This window comes from Flavonifractor sp. An10 (assembly GCF_002161215.1).
In the GTDB taxonomy this organism is placed as follows: domain Bacteria; phylum Bacillota; class Clostridia; order Oscillospirales; family Oscillospiraceae; genus Flavonifractor; species Flavonifractor avistercoris.
Map to the genome: position 1 here is coordinate 25,527 of NZ_NFMB01000008.1, position 22,225 is coordinate 47,751.

At 64.4% G+C, this 22,225-nt stretch carries 21 protein-coding genes; 18 read left to right on the forward strand and 3 right to left on the reverse strand.

Annotated elements, in window-relative coordinates:
• Positions 1–476: 476 nt before the first annotated feature.
• Complete coding sequence (locus B5E42_RS14160) at positions 477–1,109, reverse strand: rubrerythrin (protein WP_087240789.1); 633 nt, start codon at positions 1,107–1,109, stop codon at positions 477–479.
• 142 nt (positions 1,110–1,251) lie between these two features.
• Here B5E42_RS14160 and B5E42_RS14165 point away from each other — a divergent pair, with 142 nt between their 5' ends.
• The 4 genes from B5E42_RS14165 to B5E42_RS14180 all read left to right on the forward strand — a co-directional run bounded on the left by B5E42_RS14165 (position 1,252) and on the right by B5E42_RS14180 (position 4,677).
• Positions 1,252–1,989 (forward strand): ATP-binding cassette domain-containing protein, encoded by a 738-nt coding sequence (locus B5E42_RS14165; RefSeq protein WP_087240791.1) that lies wholly within the window; start codon positions 1,252–1,254, stop codon positions 1,987–1,989.
• A gap of 2 nt (positions 1,990–1,991) precedes the next feature.
• Positions 1,992–2,915: a SufD family Fe-S cluster assembly protein gene (locus B5E42_RS14170; RefSeq protein WP_087240793.1), complete on the forward strand. Its 924-nt coding sequence runs from the start codon at positions 1,992–1,994 to the stop codon at positions 2,913–2,915.
• The gene (locus B5E42_RS14175) at positions 2,896–3,333 is read left to right on the forward strand and encodes a PaaI family thioesterase (protein WP_087240795.1); all 438 of its coding nucleotides are present in this window, start codon (positions 2,896–2,898) and stop codon (positions 3,331–3,333) included. The genes B5E42_RS14170 and B5E42_RS14175 overlap by 20 nt, the downstream gene beginning before the upstream one ends.
• Positions 3,334–3,555: 222 nt before the next feature.
• Complete coding sequence (locus B5E42_RS14180) at positions 3,556–4,677, forward strand: GGDEF domain-containing protein (RefSeq protein WP_087240797.1); 1,122 nt, start codon at positions 3,556–3,558, stop codon at positions 4,675–4,677.
• 361 nt (positions 4,678–5,038) lie between these two features.
• Here the strand turns inward: B5E42_RS14180 and B5E42_RS19905 are convergent, their stop codons facing one another.
• The gene (locus tag B5E42_RS19905) at positions 5,039–5,170 is read right to left on the reverse strand and encodes a propionyl-CoA synthetase (RefSeq protein ID WP_141242552.1); all 132 of its coding nucleotides are present in this window, start codon (positions 5,168–5,170) and stop codon (positions 5,039–5,041) included.
• 477 nt (positions 5,171–5,647) lie between these two features.
• Here B5E42_RS19905 and B5E42_RS14185 point away from each other — a divergent pair, with 477 nt between their 5' ends.
• Both B5E42_RS14185 and B5E42_RS14190 read left to right on the forward strand, forming a co-directional pair.
• Positions 5,648–7,108 (forward strand): tagaturonate reductase, encoded by a 1,461-nt coding sequence (locus B5E42_RS14185; protein WP_087240799.1) that lies wholly within the window; start codon positions 5,648–5,650, stop codon positions 7,106–7,108.
• Positions 7,105–8,586 carry an altronate dehydratase family protein gene (locus B5E42_RS14190; protein ID WP_087240800.1) on the forward strand — a complete coding sequence of 494 codons (1,482 nt, stop codon included), beginning with the start codon at positions 7,105–7,107 and terminating at the stop codon, positions 8,584–8,586. The genes B5E42_RS14185 and B5E42_RS14190 overlap by 4 nt, the downstream gene beginning before the upstream one ends.
• A 246-nt stretch (positions 8,587–8,832) precedes the next feature.
• On the opposite strand, the gene B5E42_RS14195 is transcribed toward B5E42_RS14190, so the two are convergent.
• Positions 8,833–9,507: a GntR family transcriptional regulator gene (locus tag B5E42_RS14195; protein ID WP_162613996.1), complete on the reverse strand. Its 675-nt coding sequence runs from the start codon at positions 9,505–9,507 to the stop codon at positions 8,833–8,835.
• Between the two features lie 355 nt (positions 9,508–9,862).
• Here B5E42_RS14195 and uxaC point away from each other — a divergent pair, with 355 nt between their 5' ends.
• The 12 genes from uxaC to B5E42_RS14255 all read left to right on the forward strand — a co-directional run bounded on the left by uxaC (position 9,863) and on the right by B5E42_RS14255 (position 21,854).
• Positions 9,863–11,293, forward strand: a complete 1,431-nt coding sequence (gene uxaC / locus B5E42_RS14200) for a glucuronate isomerase (RefSeq protein WP_087240804.1) — start codon at positions 9,863–9,865, stop codon at positions 11,291–11,293.
• A 2-nt stretch (positions 11,294–11,295) separates the two neighbouring features.
• Positions 11,296–12,021, forward strand: coding sequence for an amino acid ABC transporter ATP-binding protein (locus B5E42_RS14205; protein WP_087240806.1), 726 nt, complete (start codon positions 11,296–11,298; stop codon positions 12,019–12,021).
• A 28-nt stretch (positions 12,022–12,049) separates the two neighbouring features.
• The gene (locus tag B5E42_RS14210; RefSeq protein WP_087240808.1) at positions 12,050–12,802 is read left to right on the forward strand and encodes a cupin domain-containing protein; all 753 of its coding nucleotides are present in this window, start codon (positions 12,050–12,052) and stop codon (positions 12,800–12,802) included.
• A gap of 67 nt (positions 12,803–12,869) precedes the next feature.
• A complete protein-coding gene (locus tag B5E42_RS14215; RefSeq protein ID WP_087240810.1) occupies positions 12,870–13,619 on the forward strand; it encodes a cupin domain-containing protein in 750 nt (249 codons plus the stop codon).
• Between the two features lie 3 nt (positions 13,620–13,622).
• Positions 13,623–14,465: a sugar phosphate isomerase/epimerase family protein gene (locus B5E42_RS14220; RefSeq protein ID WP_087240812.1), complete on the forward strand. Its 843-nt coding sequence runs from the start codon at positions 13,623–13,625 to the stop codon at positions 14,463–14,465.
• Complete coding sequence (locus B5E42_RS14225) at positions 14,462–15,298, forward strand: TIM barrel protein (RefSeq protein ID WP_087240814.1); 837 nt, start codon at positions 14,462–14,464, stop codon at positions 15,296–15,298. The genes B5E42_RS14220 and B5E42_RS14225 overlap by 4 nt, the downstream gene beginning before the upstream one ends.
• 61 nt (positions 15,299–15,359) lie before the next feature.
• The gene (locus B5E42_RS14230; protein WP_087240816.1) at positions 15,360–16,268 is read left to right on the forward strand and encodes a transporter substrate-binding domain-containing protein; all 909 of its coding nucleotides are present in this window, start codon (positions 15,360–15,362) and stop codon (positions 16,266–16,268) included.
• A gap of 98 nt (positions 16,269–16,366) precedes the next feature.
• The gene (locus tag B5E42_RS14235) at positions 16,367–17,038 is read left to right on the forward strand and encodes an amino acid ABC transporter permease (protein ID WP_343214198.1); all 672 of its coding nucleotides are present in this window, start codon (positions 16,367–16,369) and stop codon (positions 17,036–17,038) included.
• Positions 17,039–17,060: 22 nt separating this feature from the next.
• Positions 17,061–18,683, forward strand: a complete 1,623-nt coding sequence (locus tag B5E42_RS14240; RefSeq protein ID WP_087240818.1) for a mannitol dehydrogenase family protein — start codon at positions 17,061–17,063, stop codon at positions 18,681–18,683.
• Between the two features lie 13 nt (positions 18,684–18,696).
• Positions 18,697–19,773, forward strand: a complete 1,077-nt coding sequence (gene uxuA / locus B5E42_RS14245; RefSeq protein ID WP_087240820.1) for a mannonate dehydratase — start codon at positions 18,697–18,699, stop codon at positions 19,771–19,773.
• 78 nt (positions 19,774–19,851) lie between these two features.
• Positions 19,852–20,814 (forward strand): bifunctional 4-hydroxy-2-oxoglutarate aldolase/2-dehydro-3-deoxy-phosphogluconate aldolase, encoded by a 963-nt coding sequence (locus tag B5E42_RS14250; protein ID WP_087240822.1) that lies wholly within the window; start codon positions 19,852–19,854, stop codon positions 20,812–20,814.
• A 14-nt stretch (positions 20,815–20,828) separates the two neighbouring features.
• Positions 20,829–21,854, forward strand: coding sequence for a sugar kinase (locus tag B5E42_RS14255; protein WP_087240824.1), 1,026 nt, complete (start codon positions 20,829–20,831; stop codon positions 21,852–21,854).
• Positions 21,855–22,225: the final 371 nt, after the last annotated feature.

Here is a 22,225-nt window from a genome sequence, read left to right on the forward strand (position 1 = left end):
ATCGAAGGTGCCCCCGGCACCTTCGACCCCCGGCGCCCCCCAATACGGGGGTTCACGGCGGCGGTGGGCTGTACAGATCAGGCAAAAACCGGGCGTGCATCCACGCCCGGTTCCTTTTTGTGTCCGTCACAGGCGCTGCCGCGCCTTGGGTTGCCCGCGTCGATCACCCGGCAGGCCCTGACAGCGGCTGCGCTGTACCGACCGGGCCCGCCGGGCCGCCGCCGGTGCCATGCCGCTGAAATACTCTGGAGGGTGCGGCGGCGCACAGCACGTTTGGGCCCTGCATACCCGTAGGGCGGGGGCTTGCCCCCGCCGCCCGTTTCTCACAAGCCGCAGGTTCGGCGGGGAACCGGTGGCCCAGCAAATGATCCGCAGCCTGGGCCGACGCTGTAGGGGCGGATATCATCCGCCCGGAGCGGCCGGGCACAGGCCGCGGCTTCGGCAGGGAGAAAGAAGTCCAGCGGCAGGTACCCGTTCTACAGCTCCTCCAGGATGCCCCGCAGCAGCCAGGCGTGGGCGTCCGCCTCCCCGGACAGCTCCTCGTAGAGCTGCCGCAGGCAGGGGTCGGCGGTCTCCGCCGCCGCGGCCTGATAGGCGGCGGCCGACCGCTGCTCGGCCATGAACCGCTCCCGCAGGGCGGCGGCGAAGGGGGTACGGGAGGCGGGCCCGGCGGGCCGCTCTGCGGGCCAGTAGCGCACGCCGGAGATCAGGAAATAGGCGGTGGACAGCCGCTTGGCATGGCGGCGCTGGTCGGCGGCGATGGCGGAGAGGATTCGGCCGCTGTTCCCCTGGGCCCGGCGGGAGAGGGCCTGATAGCTCCGCCAGTCGGCCAGCGTCCTGTCCACAAACTGCTGGAGCTGGCCGCCGTAGATGGCCGAGGCCGCCCCCAGGCAGGGCACGTTGTGCTCCTCGCCCGCCACGGGTCGGCCTGGCGGGTCGGAGGCGGCCACGGCGGGCAGGGCCGGCGGGGCCTCCCGGACGGCGGGGGACGCGGCCGGCTCCGCCGGCAGGACGATGGGGCAGTCGGGGCGGGACTCCGGCATGACCCGCCGCCACACCCGCTCGAAGGTCTCCTGATCACACTGGCTGGAAAGATGCTCTTGTTCCATGGACAGCGCCTCCTGACGATTTGAATTCACCTTATCCTATGCGAATAGTGTAATTTTTGCCCCGGCAGGGTTGTATTTTCCAGCACGCCATGATAAAATAACACCCTGTAAAGCAAGCCATGTTACAAAGGAGCGACAGCCAATGCTGGAGATCAAGCATCTCAGCTACCAGGTGGAGGACGAGACCGGCGGGGAGCTGGGCATCCTCAACGACGTATCCCTCACCGTAGCCGACAACCAATTCGTGGTGATCACCGGCCCCAACGGGGGCGGCAAGACCACCCTGGCCAAAGCCATCATGGGCCTGGTGCGGCCCACGGGGGGCACCATCTCCTGGAACGGCACCGACATCACCGATCTGGACATCACCCAGCGGGCCCGGCTTGGGGTGAGCTACGGCTTCCAGCAGCCCCCCCGGTTCAAGGGGCTGAAGGTGCGGGATCTCCTGTCCCTGGCCTCCGGCAGGGAGAACCTGAAGCGGGAGGAGGCCTGTCAGTACCTGACCAAGGTGGGCCTGTGCGCCGGGGACTATATCGACCGGGAGGTGGACGCCTCCCTGTCCGGCGGCGAGGTCAAGCGCATTGAGATCGCCACCATCCTGGCCCGCAAGGCCGGGCTCATGATCTTTGACGAGCCGGAGGCGGGCATCGACCTGTGGTCTTTTGCCAAGCTGACCGAGACCTTCCAGGCCATCCATCAGCGGCGGGAGCACACCCTGATCATCATCTCCCACCAGGAGCGCATCATCAACCTGGCCGACGAGATCGTCATGATCGGCGACGGCAAGATCCAGAAGCAGGGCCCCCGGGAGGAGATTTTCCCCGAGATCCTGGCCAACACGGCCTCTGGATGCAGTTATCTGACAGAGGGGGCGAACTGAACATGGATCAAGCGGAATGGAAGCTGCTGAAGGAGATCGCGGATCTGGAGAAGACCCCCCAGGGGGCCTACAACATCCGCCGCAACGGGCAGCTGGACTCCCGGAACAGCACTGCCAACATTGAGATCACCACCAAGACCGAGCCGGGCAAGTCTGGCATCGACATCCACGTCAAGCCGGGCACCAAACACGAGTCGGTGCACATCCCGGTGATCATCAGCCAGACCGGCCTGAGCGAGCTGGTGTACAACGACTTCTACATCGGCGACGACTGCGACGTGGACATCGTGGCCGGCTGCGGCATCCACAACACCGGCTGCGAGACCAGCCAGCACGACGGCGTGCACACCTTCCACATCGGAAAGAACTCCAAGGTGCGCTATGTGGAGCGGCACTACGGCGAGGGCCCCGGCACCGGCAGGCGGATCATGAACCCCCAGACGGTGGTGTACCTGGAGGAGGGGGCCTCCCTCAACATGGAGAGCGTGCAGATCCGCGGCGTGGACTCCACCAAGCGGGAGACCAAGGTGGTGGTGGGCCCCAACGCGGAGGCTGTGATCACCGAAAAGCTGCTCACCCACGGGGAGCAGACCGCCGAGAGCGACATGGAGATCATCCTGGACGGGGAGGGGGCCAGCGGCCGGGTGGTGTCCCGGTCTGTGGCCCAGGACAACTCCCAGCAGGTGTTCTACCCCAAGATGACGGGCAACGCCAAGTGCTTCGGCCACGTCCAGTGCGACTCCATCATCATGGGGGAGGCGAAAATCTCCTCCATCCCCGCCATCGTGGCCAACCACGTGGACGCCCAGCTGATTCATGAGGCCGCCATCGGCCGCATCGCCGGAGATCAGATCCTCAAGCTCATGACCCTGGGCCTGACGGAGCAGGAAGCGGAGGAGAAGATTCTTGACGGATTTTTACAGTAAGCTGCTGGCGCGGGTCAATGAGAGCGGCTGCTTTGCCCCCCACAACCACATCTACGTCACCGAGCTGAGGGACGACCACAGCGCCTCCGGAGTGCTGGAAATCCAGCCCTCCAGCCTCAATCCCCTGGGGATTGTCCACGGCGGCGCCCTGGTCACCCTGGCCGACACCGTGGCCGGGACGGCCGCCTACACCACCGGCAAGACCTGCGTGACCCTGGACTGCTCCATGCAGTACCTGTCGCCGGGCACCGGGACGCGCATCCACTGCACCGCCGTCCCCAAAAAGCTGGGGCGCACCGTGCTGGTGTACGACGTGTCCCTCACCGATGACAGCGGCCGGCTAGTGGCCTCCGGCACCTATACCTTTTTTGCCGTGGAGCCCCACGCGCCGGGCGACGTCCCGCCCGAGGGGCGCTGACGCCGGCTCTGCGCCCGCCGCCGGCTTCTATGCCAGCCCCGCCCCGCGCCCCTTCGGGTGCGGGGCGTTTTTCTGCCCGGACACTGATTTTTCGCCGGGAGGGGCAAATTCTGCACATGCACTACAAAACAGGAATTTCGTATGTTATTTATATAGGGTATTGTGCGGAGGCGTCCGCCCCCACGGACATCTTTCAAACCGACTGCGAGAGGAGAGGCGTCCATGAGACAGGCCGTATGGCAGTTCCTGCGGATCCCGCCGGAGATCCGGGAGGAGTTCTGGCAGAACTCCCTGCAGAAAAACCGGCTGTCCCTGCTGGTCATCTGCATCATGATCTTCGGCATGGAGCTGTATAACATGGCCCGCGTGCTGTTCCTGTCCAGCTCCGGCCTGGGCACCCTGAACAACCGCATCTACTTCGGCATGTACTGCTCCCTCCTCCTGGCCGCGGCGCTCTCCCTGGCGCTGCAGCAGCTCACCCGCCGGGCCTCCTCCGGCGTGCAGTGGGCGGTTCAGTACGTCTCGGTGCTGTTCTTTTTCCTGTGGCACATCTGCCTGAACGCCTATGACCTGTCCCGGAGCCCCGGCGGGGCCACCATCACCTTCCTGACGGCTGTTCTGGGCCTGGCGGTTTTCATCCAGATGCCCGCCCGGTACAGCATCCCCTGCTATGGCGGCGGCTGGGCGCTGTTTCTCCTGCTCACCCGCGCCACCCTGGACAGCGGGGATCGGATCAACCTGACCTTTACCGCCATTGTGGCCCTGGCCGTCTCCCTCACCACGGCCCGCCACGCTGTGATCACCCTCTCCCAGCGGCGGGAGATCCGGGAGATCAACGCCCACCTGCAGAAGCTGCTGGAGCTGGATCCCCTCACGGGGCTGCTCAACAAGACCGCCTTCCAGGCCCGGGCGGAGGCCCGGCTGGCCCGGGGCGGCGAGGCCCTCACCCTGTTCATGCTGGATCTGGACGGCTTCAAGGCCGTCAACGACGTGTACGGCCACCCCTGCGGCGACTTTGTGCTCCAGGAGGCGGGCCTCCGCCTGCGCAGCGTCCTCCCCCCGGACACGGACATCGGGCGCATCGGCGGGGATGAGTTCGCCGCGCTGCTCCCCGGCGCCCGGGGGTCGGCGGAGCTGGAGCGCACCGGGGGGCGGCTCATCCGCGAAATCTCCGCCATCCGCTGGCAGGAGCGGGATGTGGGCGCAGGGTGCAGCGTGGGCATCTGCCAGGCCGCCAGGCCCGGCGCCTCCTACGCGCAGCTCTACCGGGAGGCCGACCAGGCCCTCTACCGGGCCAAGCACCAGGGCCGGGGGATGTGCGTGCTCACCCGGCTGCCGGAATAAAGCTCCATGCCCGGCCGCCCCGAAGGGGCAAATGGCGCATCTCAGCGCCCTGCCGCGCTTTTGCAGAGCCTCAAGCGCCTGATGTCTCATCAGGCGCTTGAGGCTGTCGATAAACCCTCCAGCCAAAGGATTCGGAGGGAAGGATAGTGTGAAAGGCTGCCCCGCAGGGCGTTTCGGAGCGCAACCGCCGCAAAGCGGCGGCACTTGGCGCGGAGATGAACCGTCAGGGTCCCCTTTCGCGTTAGATCAAACAACTTTTTGAAACTTTTTTGAAGTTTCAAAAAGTTCAGCAGCCTGTCGAAAAGACTTTTTCGACAGGCTGAAGCGCCTGATGTCTCCATCAGGCGCTTTTTTGATGCTTTTATCCGGCGGGCTCTGCCGGCAGGCGCTCATAGAGCTCCATCTGCCGGTGGAGGCGGGCGGCCAGCTCCGGCGCGGCAAAGCCGCCGACGGCTGTGCAGTGAATCTGCCCCGTGCCAAGGTTTTGCCGCATGCAAAACGCTTGTATGGCGCAAACGCGCCGCCGGCCAGAAGGCCGGATCTTCCGAGTTGTAAATACCCGGATGGGTCTGGCATTTCACGTCGGAGAAGAGTCCGCTTTGCTCTGATGCCTATCTATACCTGCGGCAAAAAGATGCCATCCGGGCCCGCTCCCTTGCTCTGCCTATCCATTTGAGTCCCACTGCGTTGGGCCCGCAGTGGGACATCATACTTGGGGGGTAAATTTCCGATGTTGAGAAAATATTGTTTTTAAGAGCCTTCCAATCCGAGGAGTCCTGGGAAGCATAAGCGTAAGCGATAATCGACAGGGAAGGAAAGCTGAATGTTCGCAGCCTTTTGAAACGCCGGGGGGCGCTGCGGCCCAGGGAATGCCGGGAATTTCGGCTGGCAATCCGGCAGCGGACAGCCCCTTTACAAACAGAAATCCTTGTATTATGATAGGGGCCATCCGGACAGAAGGAGGGTTTTTATGGAACAACTCAGCTATGAGGCACTGAGACGGCGGCACTACAACGGCTATCTCCTGGATCGGGCCCCGGAACGGGTGCTGCAGTTTGGAGAGGGCAACTTCCTGCGAGGCTTTGCGGATTACTTTATCGATGTCATGAACGAGCGGGTAAACTTTCAGAGCAAGGTGGTAGTTGTCCCGCCCGCTTCTGCCGGGAAGACGGGGCGCATCAACGGTCAGGAGGGGCTTTATCAGCTCTGCCTGCGGGGACGCCTGGACGGAGCGGCTGTGGATCAGCGCCGGGTGATCAGCTGCATCAGCAGAGCGGTAGACGTCTATGAGGCGTACGAGGCCTTTCTGGAAACCGCCCGCAACCCGGATATGCGCCTGATCATCTCCAATACCACAGAGGCCGGCATTGTCTACGATCCCTCCTGCACTCCGGAGGATCGCCCCCCTGCCAGCTTTCCGGCCAAGCTGACCCGCCTGCTGTGGGAGCGGTATCAGGCCGGCCTGCCCGGCTATCTGATCCTCCCCTGTGAGCTGATTGCCGATAACGGAGCCGTGCTGCGGGACTATGTCCTGCGCCATGCCAGGGACTGGGCGCTGGGGGAGGGGTTCCTCCGGTGGCTGGAGGAGGAGAACACCTTCTGCAGCACCCTGGTGGATCGGATTGTCACCGGCTATCCCCGGGAACAGGCCGATGCCATGAACAGAGCCTTCGGCCTGGAGGATCGGCTGTTGGACGTGGCGGAGCCCTTCGGATTGTGGGTGATCGAGGGCCCCGAGGAGCTTGCGGAGCAGTTCCCTGCGCCCCAGGCCGGCCTGCCGGTGAAATTTGTCCCCGACCACCACCCCTACAAGGAGCAGAAGGTGCGCATACTCAACGGCGGGCACACGGCCATGGTAGCCGCCGCCTATCTGGCGGGCCACGACATTGTGCGGGACAGCATGGCGGATCCGGCTGTGCGCGCCTACCTGGAAGGGGCGCTTTTTGAGGAGATCATCCCGACCCTCTCGCTGCCCCGGGAGGACTGTGAGGCCTTCGCCCGGGCGGTGGAGGAGCGCTTTGACAACCCCTATATCGACCACCGGCTTCTGGATATTGCCCTCAACTCGGTCTCCAAATGGCGGGCGCGGGTACTGCCCAGCGTGGAGGCCTATCTGGCGAGATTCCGCGCGGTTCCCCGCCGCCTGGCCTTCTCCTTCGCGGCTCTGTTCGCATTTTACAGCCAGGGATGCCGGAATGGTGAGGCCTACCCGATCCGGGATGATCCGGCGGTGCTGGCATTTTTTGCAGAGCATCGGGACGGGGACGCGGCGGCGCTGGTGAGCGGCTTCGCGGCCCGGCAAGATTTCTGGGGGAGGGATCTGGCGGAGCTGCCCGGCTTCGTGCCGGCGGCGGCCCGCGCACTGGAACAGATCCGCGCCCGGGGGATGTCGGCGGCCCTGGCCGCCTGCGGCAAGGGGGCGGAAGCATGAGCCGGGCGCTGCGGATTCATCCCATGGACAATGTGGCGGTGGCCCTGACCCCCATCGGGGCGGGGGAGACCGTTGCGGTGGAAGGGGCGGCGGTTGCCGCCCGCCAGGATATCCCCCAGGGACACAAGGTGGCCCTGGCCCCCATCGCTGCGGGTGCGGAGGTGGTCAAATACGGCTGCCCCATTGGCAGGGCAAAGACAGACATCCGGCCGGGAGAGTGGGTACATACCCACAATCTGGGCACCGGACTGGAGGCCGGCACCGCCGTGGAGGCCCGCGTGGCGGGGCCGGGGGAGTCCTCCCTGCCGCCGGAGACCTTCCAGGGGTACCGACGGAGGAGCGGCGGCGTGGGGATCCGGAACGAGCTGTGGATTGTCCCCACAGTGGGCTGCGTCAACGGTGTGGCCCAGACACTGGCCCGCCGGCTTGGGCCGGAGCTGGAGGGAAAGGTGGACGGCGTGTACGCCTGGCCCCACCCCTATGGCTGCTCCCAGATGGGCGACGATCAGGAGCATACCAGGCACATCCTCTGCGGGCTGATCCGCCACCCCAATGCCGGCGGCGTGCTGGTGCTGGGCCTGGGCTGTGAGAACAGCAGCATCCAAGTGCTTCAGGCGCTGCTGAAGGACTGGGACGAGGAGCGGGTGGCCTTCCTGGAGTGCCAGTCTGTGGAAGACGAGCTGGCGGAGGGGGAGCGGCTGCTGCGCGGCCTGGCAGACCGGGCGGCCGAGGATCGGCGGGAGGCCATCCGTGCGGAGGAGCTGGTAATCGGCCTGAAGTGCGGCGGTTCCGACGGCCTGTCCGGCATTACGGCCAACCCCCTGGTGGGCCGTGTCACCGACCGGCTGACCGCCATGGGCGGCTCTGCCCTGCTGGCAGAGGTGCCGGAGATGTTCGGGGCGGAGAGCGTGCTCTTCCGGCGCTGCGCCGATGAGGCGGCGGCCCGGGCCCTGCCCGCCCTGGTGGAGGACTTCAAGGACTACTTTGTCCGACATGGGCAGGTGGTCTATGAAAACCCGTCGCCGGGGAACAAGGCGGGTGGCATCACCACGCTGGAGGAGAAGTCGCTGGGCTGCGTCCAGAAGGGCGGAACCGCCCCGGTGGCCGATGTGCTCCGCTATGGGGAGCGGGTGCGCAGGCGCGGCCTGTCCGTGCTCCAGACCCCGGGGAACGACCTGGTGTCCACCACCGGGCTGGCGGCGGCGGGCGCGCACCTGATCCTCTTCACCACCGGCCGGGGCACCCCCTTCGGTGCGCCGGTGCCCACCCTCAAAATCGCCACCAACTCCGCTCTGGCCGGACGGAAGGGCGGGTGGATTGATTACGACGCCGGCGGGCTGGCCCGCGGGGACGGCTGGGAAGCGCACACCAGCGCGCTGTTCCGCCTGGTGCTGGACACGGCCTCCGGAAACCCTACCCGCTCCGAGCGGGCGGGGTATCGGGAGATTGCCATCTGGAAAGACGGCGTCACCCTATAAGTGATAATGGTATAGAAAGGCTCGCCGCAGGATACCCGCGGCGGGCCGGAGGCTGTCGATAAACCCTTGAGCCAAAGGCTTCGGAGGGAAGGATAGTGTGAAAGGGAACCGTCAGGGTTCCCTTTTGCGTTGGATCAAACAACTTTTTGAAACTCTTTTGAAGTTTCAAAAAGTTCAGCAGCCTGTCGAAAAGACTTTTTCGACAGGCTGAGGCCCGCCGCGGGATATCCGCGGCGGGCCTTTGCTTCAGAATGAGGCGTGGAGCATGGTGTTGATGGCCTCCTGATAGGAGAGCTGGATGTGATCGGACAGAAGCTGGCAGGCGTCCTCCATCCGCTGCTCGATGATGGCGTCCAGAATGGCGATATGCTCCCGGTTACTGACCTGATAGCGGCTGGGCCGCCAGGCGGTGATCCGGATCAGGTTCAGGTAGTCGGTGAGGCTGCGCATCAGGTGGGAGGCGTACTGGTTATGCAGGGTATCCACCAGCGCCAGGTGGAACTGGTTGTCCAGATCAATCAGCGGCGCGGCGGTCTGCCCGGCGTTGCTGGCCTCGTCGTCCTGGTGCTGGATGAGCTGGCCGCGCATGTCCAGCGCCCACTGGAGATCCACCCGGTAGAAGCACTGCCGGAGCACCAGCGGCTCCAACAGCAGGCGGATTTCAAAGATATCGTGGATGTCCTTGGGGGTGGGGCGGGTGATTTCGATGCCGCGGCGGGGGTGCACCCGAACCAGGTTGTCCTGCGCCAGGGCCAGAATCGCCTCCCGCACCGGTGTCCTGCCCAGGCCCAGCAGCTGCTGAAGCTGGGCCTCATTGACAAACTGCCCCGGAATCAGATCTTTCTGAAGAATCATGGTTTTGATCTGGTCGTACGCAATCTGGGACAAACTGCCCTGCCGCTTTTCCGCCACTGCCGCCATTGACATTGCCTCCTGATATATGTGATGGGTTCGGAGAACCCTTCGAGCCAAGCCCTTTATCCACCCAATTATAGCAGTATCTTTCTGCGCGGTCAAGGTGTCCGGGTATGGGTTGGAGGGGGTATGTTTGTAGTAAATTCACAATTTCAAAGATTTGAAAATTATTTTCATGATAGAATTGCCAGTTTACCACTTGACGGGACTGGCAAACTATGTTACAGTTTGGCTTGTAGATATATTACAGATATATCACAAGGCCGCGCGCCATTCTTTGGACAAAACCCCCAGCGCACGCCCGGCGCGTGATGACCCGCTGAGGCCGGAGGGGGCGGGGCGCCGGAAAGGACGGAAAGCCATGAAAGCATTCCTGGATGAAGATTTCCTGTTGGACACTGACACGGCGAAAGAGCTCTACCACGGCACGGCGGAGCGGATGCCCATACTGGACTACCACTGCCATGTGAGCCCCAGGGAGATCGCGGAGGATCAGGTCTTCCACAATCTCACCCAGCTCTGGCTGGGCGGGGATCATTACAAATGGCGCCTGATGCGGGCCAACGGGACGGATGAAAAATATATCACCGGAGACGCCTCCGACTTTGAGAAGTTTCAGGCCTGGGCCGCCGCCCTGGAGCGGGCGGTGGGCAATCCCCTGTACCACTGGAGCCACCTGGAGCTGCGGCGCTACTTCGGATATGAGGGCCACCTGACGGCGGCCAATGCCGGGGAGGTCTGGGAGCACTGCAGCAGGGTGATCGGCGATGGCATGCACGTGCGGGAGATCCTGCGCAAGTCCGATGTGACGCTGCTGTGTACCACCGACGATCCGGCAGACAGCCTGGAGTGGCATGAGAAGCTGGCCGCTGACGACACCCTGGAGACCAGAGTGCTCCCGGCGTTCCGGCCGGACAAGGCCGTCAATGTGGAGAAGCCGGACTTTGCCGGTTACATAGACAGGCTCTCCGGGGCCTCCGGCATACCTGTCACCGGCTGGGAGAGCCTTACGGCCGCGCTGGATGCGCGGATGGATTTCTTTGCGGCCCGGGGCTGCAAGGTGTCCGACCACGGCCTGGACAACCTGTGCTTCCTTCCCGCCTCGGAGGCGGAGCTGGACGGCATCCTGAAGCGCCGCCTGGCGGGCGAGGCGGTCAGCCGCCAGGAGATGTGGCAGTATAAATCGGCCCTGCTGAGCTTCCTCGCCCGGGGGTACGCCAGGCGGGACTGGGCCATGCAGCTCCACTTCTCCGCCCAGCGGGACAACAACCGCCGGATGTTCCGGCTGCTGGGGCCGGATACCGGCTACGACTGCATCGGCCCCGGGGTGAATCTGCCGGATCTGGCCCGCTTCCTGAGCGGCCTGGAGGAGAGCGGGGAGTTGCCCCGCACCGTCCTCTACTCCCTGGAGCCGGGCGACAATGCGGCGCTGGTGAGCCTGATGGGCTGCTTCCAGAGCCCCGGCACGGCGGGCAGGCTGCAGCATGGCTCGGCCTGGTGGTTCAACGACCACCGGCTGGGCATGGAGGCTCAGCTTACCAATCTGGCCGCCGGCGGCCTGCTGGGCAACTTCATCGGCATGCTGACCGACTCCCGCAGCTTCCTGTCCTACACCAGACATGAGTACTTCCGCCGGATCCTCTGCGGCCTGCTGGGCCGCTGGACGGAGAACGGCGAATTCCCGGACGACCGGCCCGCGCTGGAGCGGCTGGTGGCAGACATCTCCTATCGAAACAGCATCCGCTACTTTGGATTTGAGCAGTATCACTTACGGGGGGCAGATACGGTATGAGTATGATCAGCGTTAAGGGGCTCCAGAAGAGCTTCGGCAAGCACGAGGTGCTCAAGGGCATCGACATTGACATCGAGCCTGGAGAGGTGGTGGCCATCGTAGGCCCCTCCGGCTGCGGCAAGTCCACCTTCCTGCGCTGCCTGAACCTGCTGGAAAGGCCCACGGGAGGACAGATCCTCTACCACGGCATTGATCTGGTCAGCGCCGACAGCAAGAGTGCCACCAAAGAGCTGCTGAGCATGGGCATGGTGTTCCAGCAGTTCAACCTGTTCCCGCATCTGACCGTGATTGACAACATCATGCTGGCGCCCACGCTGGTAAAGAAGCGGGACAAAAAGGACTGCGAGGAGCAGGCCCTGAGCCTGCTCAAGACCGTTGGGCTGGAGGACAAGCGGGATGCCTACCCCAACCAGCTCTCCGGCGGGCAGCAGCAGCGCATCGCCATCGCACGGGCCCTGGCCATGAAGCCGGAGCTGATGCTCTTTGACGAGCCCACCTCCGCCCTGGATCCCGAGATGGTGGGAGAGGTGCTGGACGTCATGAAGAAGCTGGCCGCCGACGGCATGACCATGCTGGTGGTGACCCACGAGATGGGCTTCGCCCGCGAGGCGGCCGACCGGGTGATCTTCATCGACGGCGGCCACATCGTGGAGGACAGCGAGCCCGGTGAATTCTTCGCACATCCCAAAAACAAGCGCCTTCAGGATTTCCTGAGCAAGATGCTCTGATTCACAACATTCAAGGAGGAAGCAAAACATGTCTCAGATCAAGGTGGCCCGCTACAGCGGCGTCAAGTATGACTTTGTCAACGGCTACGCCCGTGTGCCCGTTCTGGAGGGTGAGTTCGATCAGGCCCACTTCGCCCACTGCGCCCTGCAGCCCGGCTGCTCCATCACTCCGGATGTCTACTCCGTGACCGAGCATAACCAGCTCTTCATCTTCACCAAGGGCAAGGGTTATGTGACCACCCCCCGTCAGGCCTGGAACATCAAGGAGCCCGGCGTCTTTGTCCCCGAGTTTGACACGGAGCGCTTCACCATCACCTGCTCCGCCGACAGCAAGCAGCCCCTGGAGTTCCTCCATATCATCACCGAGCTGAGTGATTACGATAAGAACTGCCTGGTGGAGTCCCGCATGGTGCTGCCCCGGTTCCGCGGCATCTCCGAGGGGTGGACTTACGACGAGGACTTCAAGGACAACGACACCACCACCTCCATCATGCTGCTGGAGCACCGCAACCTGGGCCGCCTGTCCATGGGCTGTGTCCGCGGCACCGGCCCCATCGAGATCGGCCAGCACATCCACAACGAGCTGGCCCAGTGGTACTTCCCGCTCCCCGGCTCCGAGTTCATCTACACCGCCGGCGGCGAGGAAGTGAAGATGACGGGCGGCGATCTGTCCTTCACCCCCACCGGCTTCTGGCACGGCAGCAAGGTGGAGGCCGGCAAGCAGTGCGACTACATCTGGTTTGAGATGTGCATCGACGGCTATCCGGGAGAGATCAAGTAAGCAAAGCAGCGCAGCATCCGAATCAAAAAATCATAAACACAACATTCACTGTAAAGGGGAATTTGCCATGGCTCTGGTTAAAATTTCGAGAGGTGCCGATATCAAGCACGAGTATACCAACGGCGTGTCCCGCGTGCCCATCCTGGAAGGGGCCTACAAGGACGCCAAGGTGGAGCGGATCTCCCTCCAGCCCGGCGCGGATCTGACGCCGGAGACCTACTCCAAGACCGAGCACAACCAGGTGTTCCTGGTTACCGCCGGCAAGGGCTATATCGTCACTCCCCGCCGTGTCTACAACATTACCGAGGTCTCGGTGTTCGTGCCCGACTTCGATAAGGAATCCTTTACCTTCCACTGCGCCGCTGACGCCAAGGAGACGATGGAGATCGTCCACTTCGTCACCGAGCTGAGCGACTATGACAAGACCTGCCTGAAAGAGGCCCACCTGACCCTGCCCCGGTTCCGCGGCGTATCCCAGGCGTGGCACTACAAGGAGGACTTCACCGGCGCCGACATCCAGCAGATGATGATGATCGAGCACCGCAACCTGGGCCGCCTGTCCATGGGCGCCAACTTCGGCACCGGCCCCAACTACATCGGCCAGCACATCCACAATGAGCTGGAGCAGTGGTACATCATGCTGCCCGGCGCCTCCTTCACCTATACCGCCGAGGATGAAAAGATCCACGTGCAGGGCGGCGACATCACCTTTACCCCCCATGGCTCCCACCACGGCAGCGAGTGCGCCGAGGGCGAGAAGTTCGCCTATGTGTGGTTCGAGCTGTGTGAGAACGGCTATCCCGGCGAGATCAAGTAACCCATGTCCGAAAGCTGGATCCTGCTGGGTTCCAACGGGCAGTATGTGCGCAGGCCCCTGGATGCCTTCCTGGCGGATATGGGGGAGCTGAGGCTGAAGTCTCTGGACTTCGTCCCACAGCCCCCCCACCTCTGGCTGAGCCACGCGGAGTATGAGGAGCCGGCCCCCCTGCTGGAGAAGCTGGCGGCGGCGGGCCTGCGGATCTCAGTCCTCACGCCGCCGGCCTGCCGTTACTCCATCACCGCGCCCCGGGGAAGGCAGCGGGAGGCCACGGTGGATTATTACCGGAACAGCATTGCGCTGGCCCGCGCCCTGGGGGCCGGGCAGGTGGTGCTGGGCGCGGCGGGCGCCTGCTGGGATCTGACGCCGGAGGCGCTGCTCCAAAACGCGGCGGAGGTGCTGGAGCGCCTCTGCCCCGCGGCGGAGGCAGCGGAGGTATCCCTGCTGCTGGCCCCGGTCATGGGGCCGGAGACTCCGCTGATCGCCGAGTCCCCGGTGCTGGGCCGGGCGGAGGAGTTCTCCGGGCTGCTCCGCCGGTTGGAGAGCCCCGCCCTGGGCGTATGCCTGGACACCAATGTGATGGCCTCCTGGGGGGACACCATTCCCCGGTGGTTCGACCTGCTGGGGGAGAAGACCGGCCTGATCCGCCTGTGCGACGGCAACAGCCACGGCTGGCGGGCCTGGGGCGAGGGATGCCTGCCCATGGAACGCTTTGCGGAACAGCTGCGGTCGGCGGGCTATGCCGGGGCGCTGTCCCTGCTGCTGCCGGGGGATCGCTACGGCGGCAACCCGGACTGGCCCCACCGGCGGGCCGTGGAGGCCCTGACGAGAGGAGGGGCGGCATGAGCGGAATCAAGCGCAGCCAGCTGGTCAACATGAACCAGCACTACCGGCGCTTCTCCCTGGACTATTTCCTGGACTGCCAGCAGCGGCTGGATATTGGGCAGATCGAGCTCTGGTGCGGCGCGGCCCACTTCTGGCTGGATCACACCGGCTATGACGACGTGCCCGCCCTCCGGCAAAAGCTGCGGGATCACGGCGTGCGGGTGGTGTCCGTCACCGCGCCCAGCATGGCCTATCAGTATCAGTACGCCTCCCAGGAGCCCCTGGGCCTGGAGTACTCCTTCCGCTACTTCTCCAACGCCATCCGCCTGGCTTCCGAGCTGGGGGCCGACCGGGTGGTGGTCAACTCCGGCTGGGGCTACTGGGGAGAGGACGAGACGGCCATGTGGGCCCGCTGCCGGGATCACCTGGGCCGGCTCTGCCGGGTGGCGGAACCCCTGGGGGTAAAGCTGGCCATGGAGTCCCTCCGGGCCGACGAGAGCAACCTGGTCAACAGCCTGGAGCGGGCCCGCCGGATGTACCGGGAGGTAAACCACCCCAGCCTGAAAATGATGGTGGACAACATTGCCACCGGCGCGGCGGGGGAGAGCCTGGACGACTGGTTCGATGCCTTTGGGGAGGATCTGATCCACATGCACTTCCTGGACGGCGACCCCTGGCTGCACAACGTCTGGGGGGATGGGAACACCTCCCTGTCCGCCCAGCTGCAATCCCTGAACGACCACCACTACACCGGCTATCTGGTGCAGGAGGTGGCGGACGAGCACTACTTCTCCGATCCCTTTGCCGCCGACCGCCGGAATTTCCGGGTTCTGGAGCGGTTTGTGGAGGATTAGCGTTATTTTCCGGCGGCTTTCCGCCGGCGAATAAAAACTCTGAAAGGAAAAGGTGAAAAGAATGAAACTCAAGAAGCTTGTACCCGCTGCGCTGTCTCTCGCGCTGGTGCTCTCCCTGGCCGCCTGCGGCGGCGGCACCACCAACTCCCCCGCGCCCGAGACCGACTCCCCCGCTGCCAGCACCGACTCTCCCGCCGCCAGCACCGAGACTGCCGCCCCCGAGGACGACGGCTCCCTGCAGCGGGTTCTGGACGCCGGCGTGCTGACCGTTGGCAACGAGGGCAACTGGATCCCCTACGTGTACAACGAGGACGGCACCGGCGACCTCACCGGCTTCGAGGTGGAAGTGGCCCGTGAGATCGGCGCCCGCCTGGGCGTGGACGTGGAGTTCCAGACCGCCGACGGCTGGGACCCCGTGCTGGCCGGCCTGGACGCTGGCCGCTACGACGTGGTGGTCTGCGGCGTGAACCCAGACCCCGATCGCCAGGAGAAGTACGCCTGCTCCATCGCCTACGCTGAGAACCCCTACTGCCTGGTGGTGAACGGCGACAACACCGACATCACCTCCTTCGAGGATCTGGAGGGCAAGCTGTGCATCAACTCTCCCTCCTCCGCCGCCGGCCGGATCGCCCAGCGCTACGGCGCCACCACCGCTGACGGCGACCTGACCGCCGCCATGGAGCAGCTGAACACCGGCCGCGCCGACGGCCATATCAACAATGTGGCCGCCGTGGAGGAGTACATGGAGAGCCGCCCCGAGGTCAACGTGAAGATCGCCGCCATCTATGAGCCCGCCGAGGAGAACCGCTACGAGATCGAGTCCTCCGTCATGTGCCGCAAGGAGGACCAGAGCCTGTGCGACGGCATCTCCGAGGTTCTGCAGGAGATGATCGACGACGGCTTCCTCTATGACCTGACCGTGGAGTACTTCGGCCAGTCCGTGGCTGACAGCACCAGCATCTATCAGTAATCCATCCGCTTATCCGTAAGACCATCCGCCTGGGTGGCTGCCCGCGGGCAGCCACCCAGCCCTTAAAAACCAAAATTTGATGAAGGAGGTGGGCCGCTGTGGAACAAATCCAACTGGTGATTGAATCATTCTGGCCCATGTTCAAAGCTGGCTTACTGATCTCCGTCCCACTCATGCTGGTCTCCTTTGCATTGGGACTCGTGCTGGCCTTTATCCTGGCGCTGATGCGCATGTCCAAGATCAAGCCCTTCAAGGCCATCGCCTGGTTTGTGGTGTGGGTGATCCGCGGCACGCCTCTTCTGGTTCAGATCTACATCATCTACTTCGGCCTGCCCTCGGTGGGCCTGGTTCTGGATCCCATCCCATCGGCCATCCTGGCCCTGACTATCAGCCAGGGCGCCTATAACTCGGAAGTCATCCGCGGCGCCCTGACCTCCATCCCCAAGGGACAGTTTGAGGCCTGCCGCGCCCTGGGCCTGAACAAGCTCCAGACCATGGGCCGCGTGGTTATCCCCCAGGCCGCCCTGGTGGCGGTGCCCGCCCTGTCCAACTCCTTCATCAGCCTGCTGAAGGATACCTCCCTGGTCTCCACCATCACCGTGGCCGAGATCATGATGACGGCCAAGGGCATCATCGCGGTGCAGTTCCAGCCCCTGCTGTTCTACTGCGAGGCCGGCGTTGTCTACCTGATCTTCAGCACCGTCCTGACCAGACTGCAGGGCATGCTGGAGAAAAAGCTGGGCAAGCACCTGGTGGACACCAGAGCCTGACAAGAGAGGCTGAGACGACACCATGTTACATTTGAATATGCAAGGTCTGCGGGATCGCGGGGCGTGGGAGGCGGCGGGCATCAAGCTGCCCGGCTACGACATCCCCGCCATGCGGGAGCGCACCTGGCGCGCCCCTGTGTGGGTGCACTTCGGCGCGGGCAACATCTTCCGCGGCTTCCTGGCCGCAGCCCAGCAGACCCTTTTGAATAGCGGAGCGGCCGACACCGGCATCCTGGCCGCCGAGTCCTTTGACTTCCAGATCATCGACCACGTCTACACCCCCTACGATGATCTGAGCCTGCTGGTGCGGATGCGCGCCGACGGCACCGACGAAAAAGAGGTCATCGCCAGCGTGGCCGGCGGGCTCAAGGCCGACTGCGCCGGCCCCGACTGGGCCCGGCTGGCAGAGCTCTTCCGCGCCCCCAGCCTCCAGATGGCCAGCTTCACCATCACCGAGAAGGGCTACGCCCTCACCGATCTGGAGGGGAAGCCCCTGCCGGTGGTGGAGCGGGATCTGGCCGCCGGGCCCGACGGCCCCCGGCACACCATGTCCATCGCGGCCGCCCTGCTGTACCGCCGCTATCAGGCGGGGGGCGCGCCCATCGCCATGGTGAGCATGGACAACTGCGCCCAGAACGGCAAGAAGCTGCGGGACGGGGTGCTGGCCGTGGCCCGGGGCTGGCAGGAGCGGGAACTGGTGCCCGCCGCCTTCCTGGACTGGCTGGAGAACCCCGCCTGTGTGAGCTTCCCCTGGTCTATGATCGACAAGATCACCCCCCACCCCTCCGAGAGGGTGAAGGAGGCGCTGGAGGGGCTGGGCCTGGCGGATATGACCATCTCCAAGACCAACACCGGCACCCTGATCGCCCCCTTTGTCAACACGGAGATCACCGAGTACCTGGTGCTGGAGGACGCCTTCCCCAACGGCCGCCCGGCCCTGGAGAAGGCCGGGGTATACCTGACCGACCGCACCACGGTGGAGAAGGCGGAGAAGATGAAGGTGGGCACCTGCCTCAACCCGCTGCACACCGCCCTGGCGGTGTACGGCTGCCTGCTGGGCTATACCTCCATCTCCGCCGAGATGGGGGATCCGGATCTGCGGGCGCTGGTGGAGCACATCGCGGAGGAGAGCCTCCCGGTGGTGGAAGATCCCGGCATCCTCAGCCCCAGGGCCTTTATCGACGAGGTGCTCAACGAGCGCTTCCCCAACCCCGCCATCCCCGACACCCCCCAGCGCATTGCCGCCGACACGTCCCAGAAGATCCCGGTGCGCTACGGCGGAACGCTGCGCCGCTATGCCCAGCGGCCGGAGCTGGAGCTCTCCTCCCTGGTGTTCGCCCCCCTGGTGTTTGCCGGCTGGTGCCGGTATCTGCTGGGTGTGGACGATCAGGGCCGGGAGATGCCGGTCAGCCCCGACCCCATGGCGCCCCAGCTCCAGGCCCACCTGGCGGGCATCCGTCTGGGGGAGCCGGACAGCTGTACGGCTCAGCTGCGCCCCATCCTGTCCAACGCCGCCATTTTCGGCGTGGATCTGTACCAGGCCGGGCTGGGCGGGCGGGTGGAGGAGATGTTCCGTGCCATGCTGGCCGGCCCCGGCGCGGTACGCGGCACCCTGCGCCACTATTTATCGCTCGCAGGAGCATAAGGAGTAATCAGCCATGAAGATGACATTTCGCTGGTACGGGAGTCAGATGGATCCCATACCGCTGCGATACATCAGACAGATCCCCAACATGAGCGGTGTGGTCACCTCCCTGATGGATATGCCCGCCGGGGCCCTCTGGCCCACGGAGCGGATTCAGGCCATGAAGGAGGAGGTCAACGCCGCCGGGCTGGAGATGGAGGTCATTGAGAGCGTCAACGTCCACGAGGACATCAAGCTGGGCCTGCCCAGCCGGGACGAGTACATCGACAACTACCGGGAGACGGTGCGCCGGCTGGGCCGGGCGGGCGTAAAGGTGATCTGCTACAACTTCATGCCGGTCTTTGACTGGACACGCACCGACCTGGCCAAGCCCCGTCCCGACGGCTCCACCGTGCTGGCCTACGACCAGTCGGTGATCGACCGGATCACGGATCCCCAGGCGTTTGCGGATCAGATCCAGCAGGGGGCGGGGGAGTTTGAGATGGCCGGCTGGGAGCCGGAGCGGATGAAGGAGCTCAAGGAACTGTTCACCCGGTACAAGAGCGTCTCCCACGAGGATTTGTTTGCCCATCTGGAATACTTCCTCAAGGCGGTCATCCCGGTGTGCGAGGAGTACGGCGTGACCATGGCCATCCATCCGGATGATCCCCCCTGGGATCTCTTCGGTCTGCCCCGTATCTATACCTGCCGGGAGAACATGCGCCGCATCCTGGATCTGGTGGACAGCCCCTGCAACAGCCTGACCCTGTGCTCGGGCTCCCTGGGCTCCAACCCCGCCAACGACATTCCCGCCCTGGTGCGGGAGTTCGGCGGGGAGGGGCGCATCGCCTTCGCCCATGTGCGGAACATCCAGTTCACCGGCCCCGGCCAGTTTGAGGAGGCGGCCCATTTCTCCGCAGACGGCAGCCTGGATCTGTATGAGATCATGAAGGCGCTCTATGATGTGGGCTTCCAGGGGTACATCCGCCCCGACCACGGCCGGATGATCTGGGACGAGAAGGGAAGAGCCGGCTACGGCCTGTACGACCGGGCCCTGGGCGCTTCCTACCTCAACGGCCTGTGGGAGGCCATCCAGAAAGACCATCGATAAAAAAGAAGCCGCATCCGGAAGAGGGACTGGCGCCCTGCGCCGGATGCGGCTTTCGTTTTGCAGAAAGGATGAGCAAGCATGGATCCCATTTTGGAACAGATCTACCGCATCGGCGTCATCCCGGTGATCGCCATCGACGATGCCAGCAAGGCCGTACCCCTGGCCCGCGCTCTGGTGGCGGGCGGGCTGCCCGCCGCGGAGGTGACCTTCCGCACGGCCGCCGCCCAGGAGGCCATGGAGGCGATTACGGCCCAGGTGCCTGAGATGCTGGTGGGCGCGGGCACCGTTCTCACCCATGACCAGGTGGATCGGGCCCTGGCCGCCGGCGCCAAGTTCATCGTCAGCCCCGGCTTCAATCCGGACACGGTGCGCTATGTCCAGTCCAAAGGGGCGCTGATGCTGCCCGGCACGGCCACCCCCGGCGAGATGGAGCAGGCCATGGCCCTGGGACTGGACGTGGTGAAGTTCTTCCCCGCTGAGCAGAACGGCGGTGTGGCCAAGCTCAAGGCGGTGGCGGGGCCCTACAAGACACTGAAATGGATGCCCACCGGCGGCGTCAACGCCAAAAATCTGATGGACTATCTCTCCTTTGATCAGATCGTCGCCTGCGGCGGCACCTGGATGGTGAAAAAGGATCTGATTGAGGCGGAGAACTGGACGGAGATCACCCGCCTGGCCCGGGAGGCGGTGGACACCATGCTGGGCCTCACCCTGGCCCATGTGGGCATCAACTGCGCCGACGCCCAGGAGTCGGAGCGCACGGCGAAGGCCATCTGCGGGCTGTTCGGGTTCCCCTATCGTGCGGGCGGCGCCTCCAACCACGCGGGATCGGCGGTGGAGTGCACCAAGGCTCCCGGCCCCGGCACCCACGGGCACATCGCCATCGCCGCCAACAACCTGGATCGGGCCATTTACCACCTGGAGCTGCGCGGCGTGGAATTTGACCGGAGCACCCTGAAAACCGATGCCAGGGGCCGGGCCAAGGCGGTCTATGTGGCCGGTGAGTTCGGCGGCTTTGCCATCCATCTGGTACAGAAATAAGGAGGTATTCCACCATGAGCAAGCGCATTGTCACCTTTGGAGAGATCATGCTCCGGCTGGCCCCCAACGGCTACTACCGGTTCTTCCAGAACGATCAGATGCAGGCCACCTTCGGCGGCGGGGAGGCCAATGTGGCGGTCTCCCTGGCCAACTACGGCATGGACTCGGTCTATGTGACCAAGCTGCCCGCCCATGCCATCGGACAGGCGGCGGTGGACTCCCTGCGGTACTTCGGCGTGGACACCTCGAAAATCGTGCGCGGCGGCGACCGCGTGGGCATCTATTACCTGGAGAAGGGCGCCTCCCAGCGGGGCAGCGTGTGCATCTATGACCGGGCGCACTCCGCCATTCAGGAGGCCCGGCCGGATGACTTCGACTGGGACGCCATTCTGGACGGGGCGGACTGGTTCCACTTCACCGGCATTACCCCGGCCCTGGGGCCCAACCTGGTGGAGATCTGCAGGCAGGCCTGCCAGACGGCCAAGGCCAAAGGCGTCAAGGTATCCTGTGATCTGAACTACCGGGGCAAGCTGTGGACTCGGGAGGAGGCCCGGGCCGCCATGACGGAGCTGTGCCGGTATGTGGATGTGTGCATCTCCAACGAGGAGGACGCCAAGGACGTGTTCGGCATCGAGGCCGCGGACACTGATATCACCGGCGGCAAGCTGAACAAGGAGGGCTACAAGTCCGTGGCCAGGCAGCTGGCCGACCGATTCGGCTTTGAAAAGGTTGCCATCACCCTGCGTACTTCTATCTCCGCCAGCGACAACGACTGGGCCGGCATGCTGTACGATGGGGAGAACTGCTGCTTCTCCAAGGAGTATCACCTGCGTATCGTGGACCGTGTGGGCGGCGGCGACAGCTTCGGCGGCGGGCTGATCTACGCCCTGCTCAACGGCAGGGATACCCAGGGAGCCATTGAATTTGCCGTGGCGGCCTCCGCACTGAAGCACTCGGTGGAAGGGGACTTCAATCGGGTCACCGTAGCCGAGGTGGAAAAGCTGGCCGGTGGCGACGGTTCCGGCCGGGTTCAGCGCTGAAACAAAACACCCCCATGTGCCCGGGGCGGAACCGGCCGGTTCCGCCCCGGGCCTTACTATGCATAAATAGTGTTATCAGGCGGAAAAGGAGGGGTGCGCATGCGAAAGAGACACGTGGATAAGGTGAGAATGGCGGTGGAGCGGCTTATAGACGGGCCTGAGGCATCCCTCCGGCGTCTCTGCGCCGGAATCAGACAGCCCCCTTGTGGCTCTGCGGCATCTGTATTATAATGTCTGCTGAATAAAACGCTATGGGATCTATTCGCACGGCACGGCCGCGCAATTCCTCCCGCAAGCGCCGATTTCGGCGCTTGCGGGAAGAATTCAGCCATTGCTGCAATGTATCCTCCGGCGGCGGGGATATGCCGCCG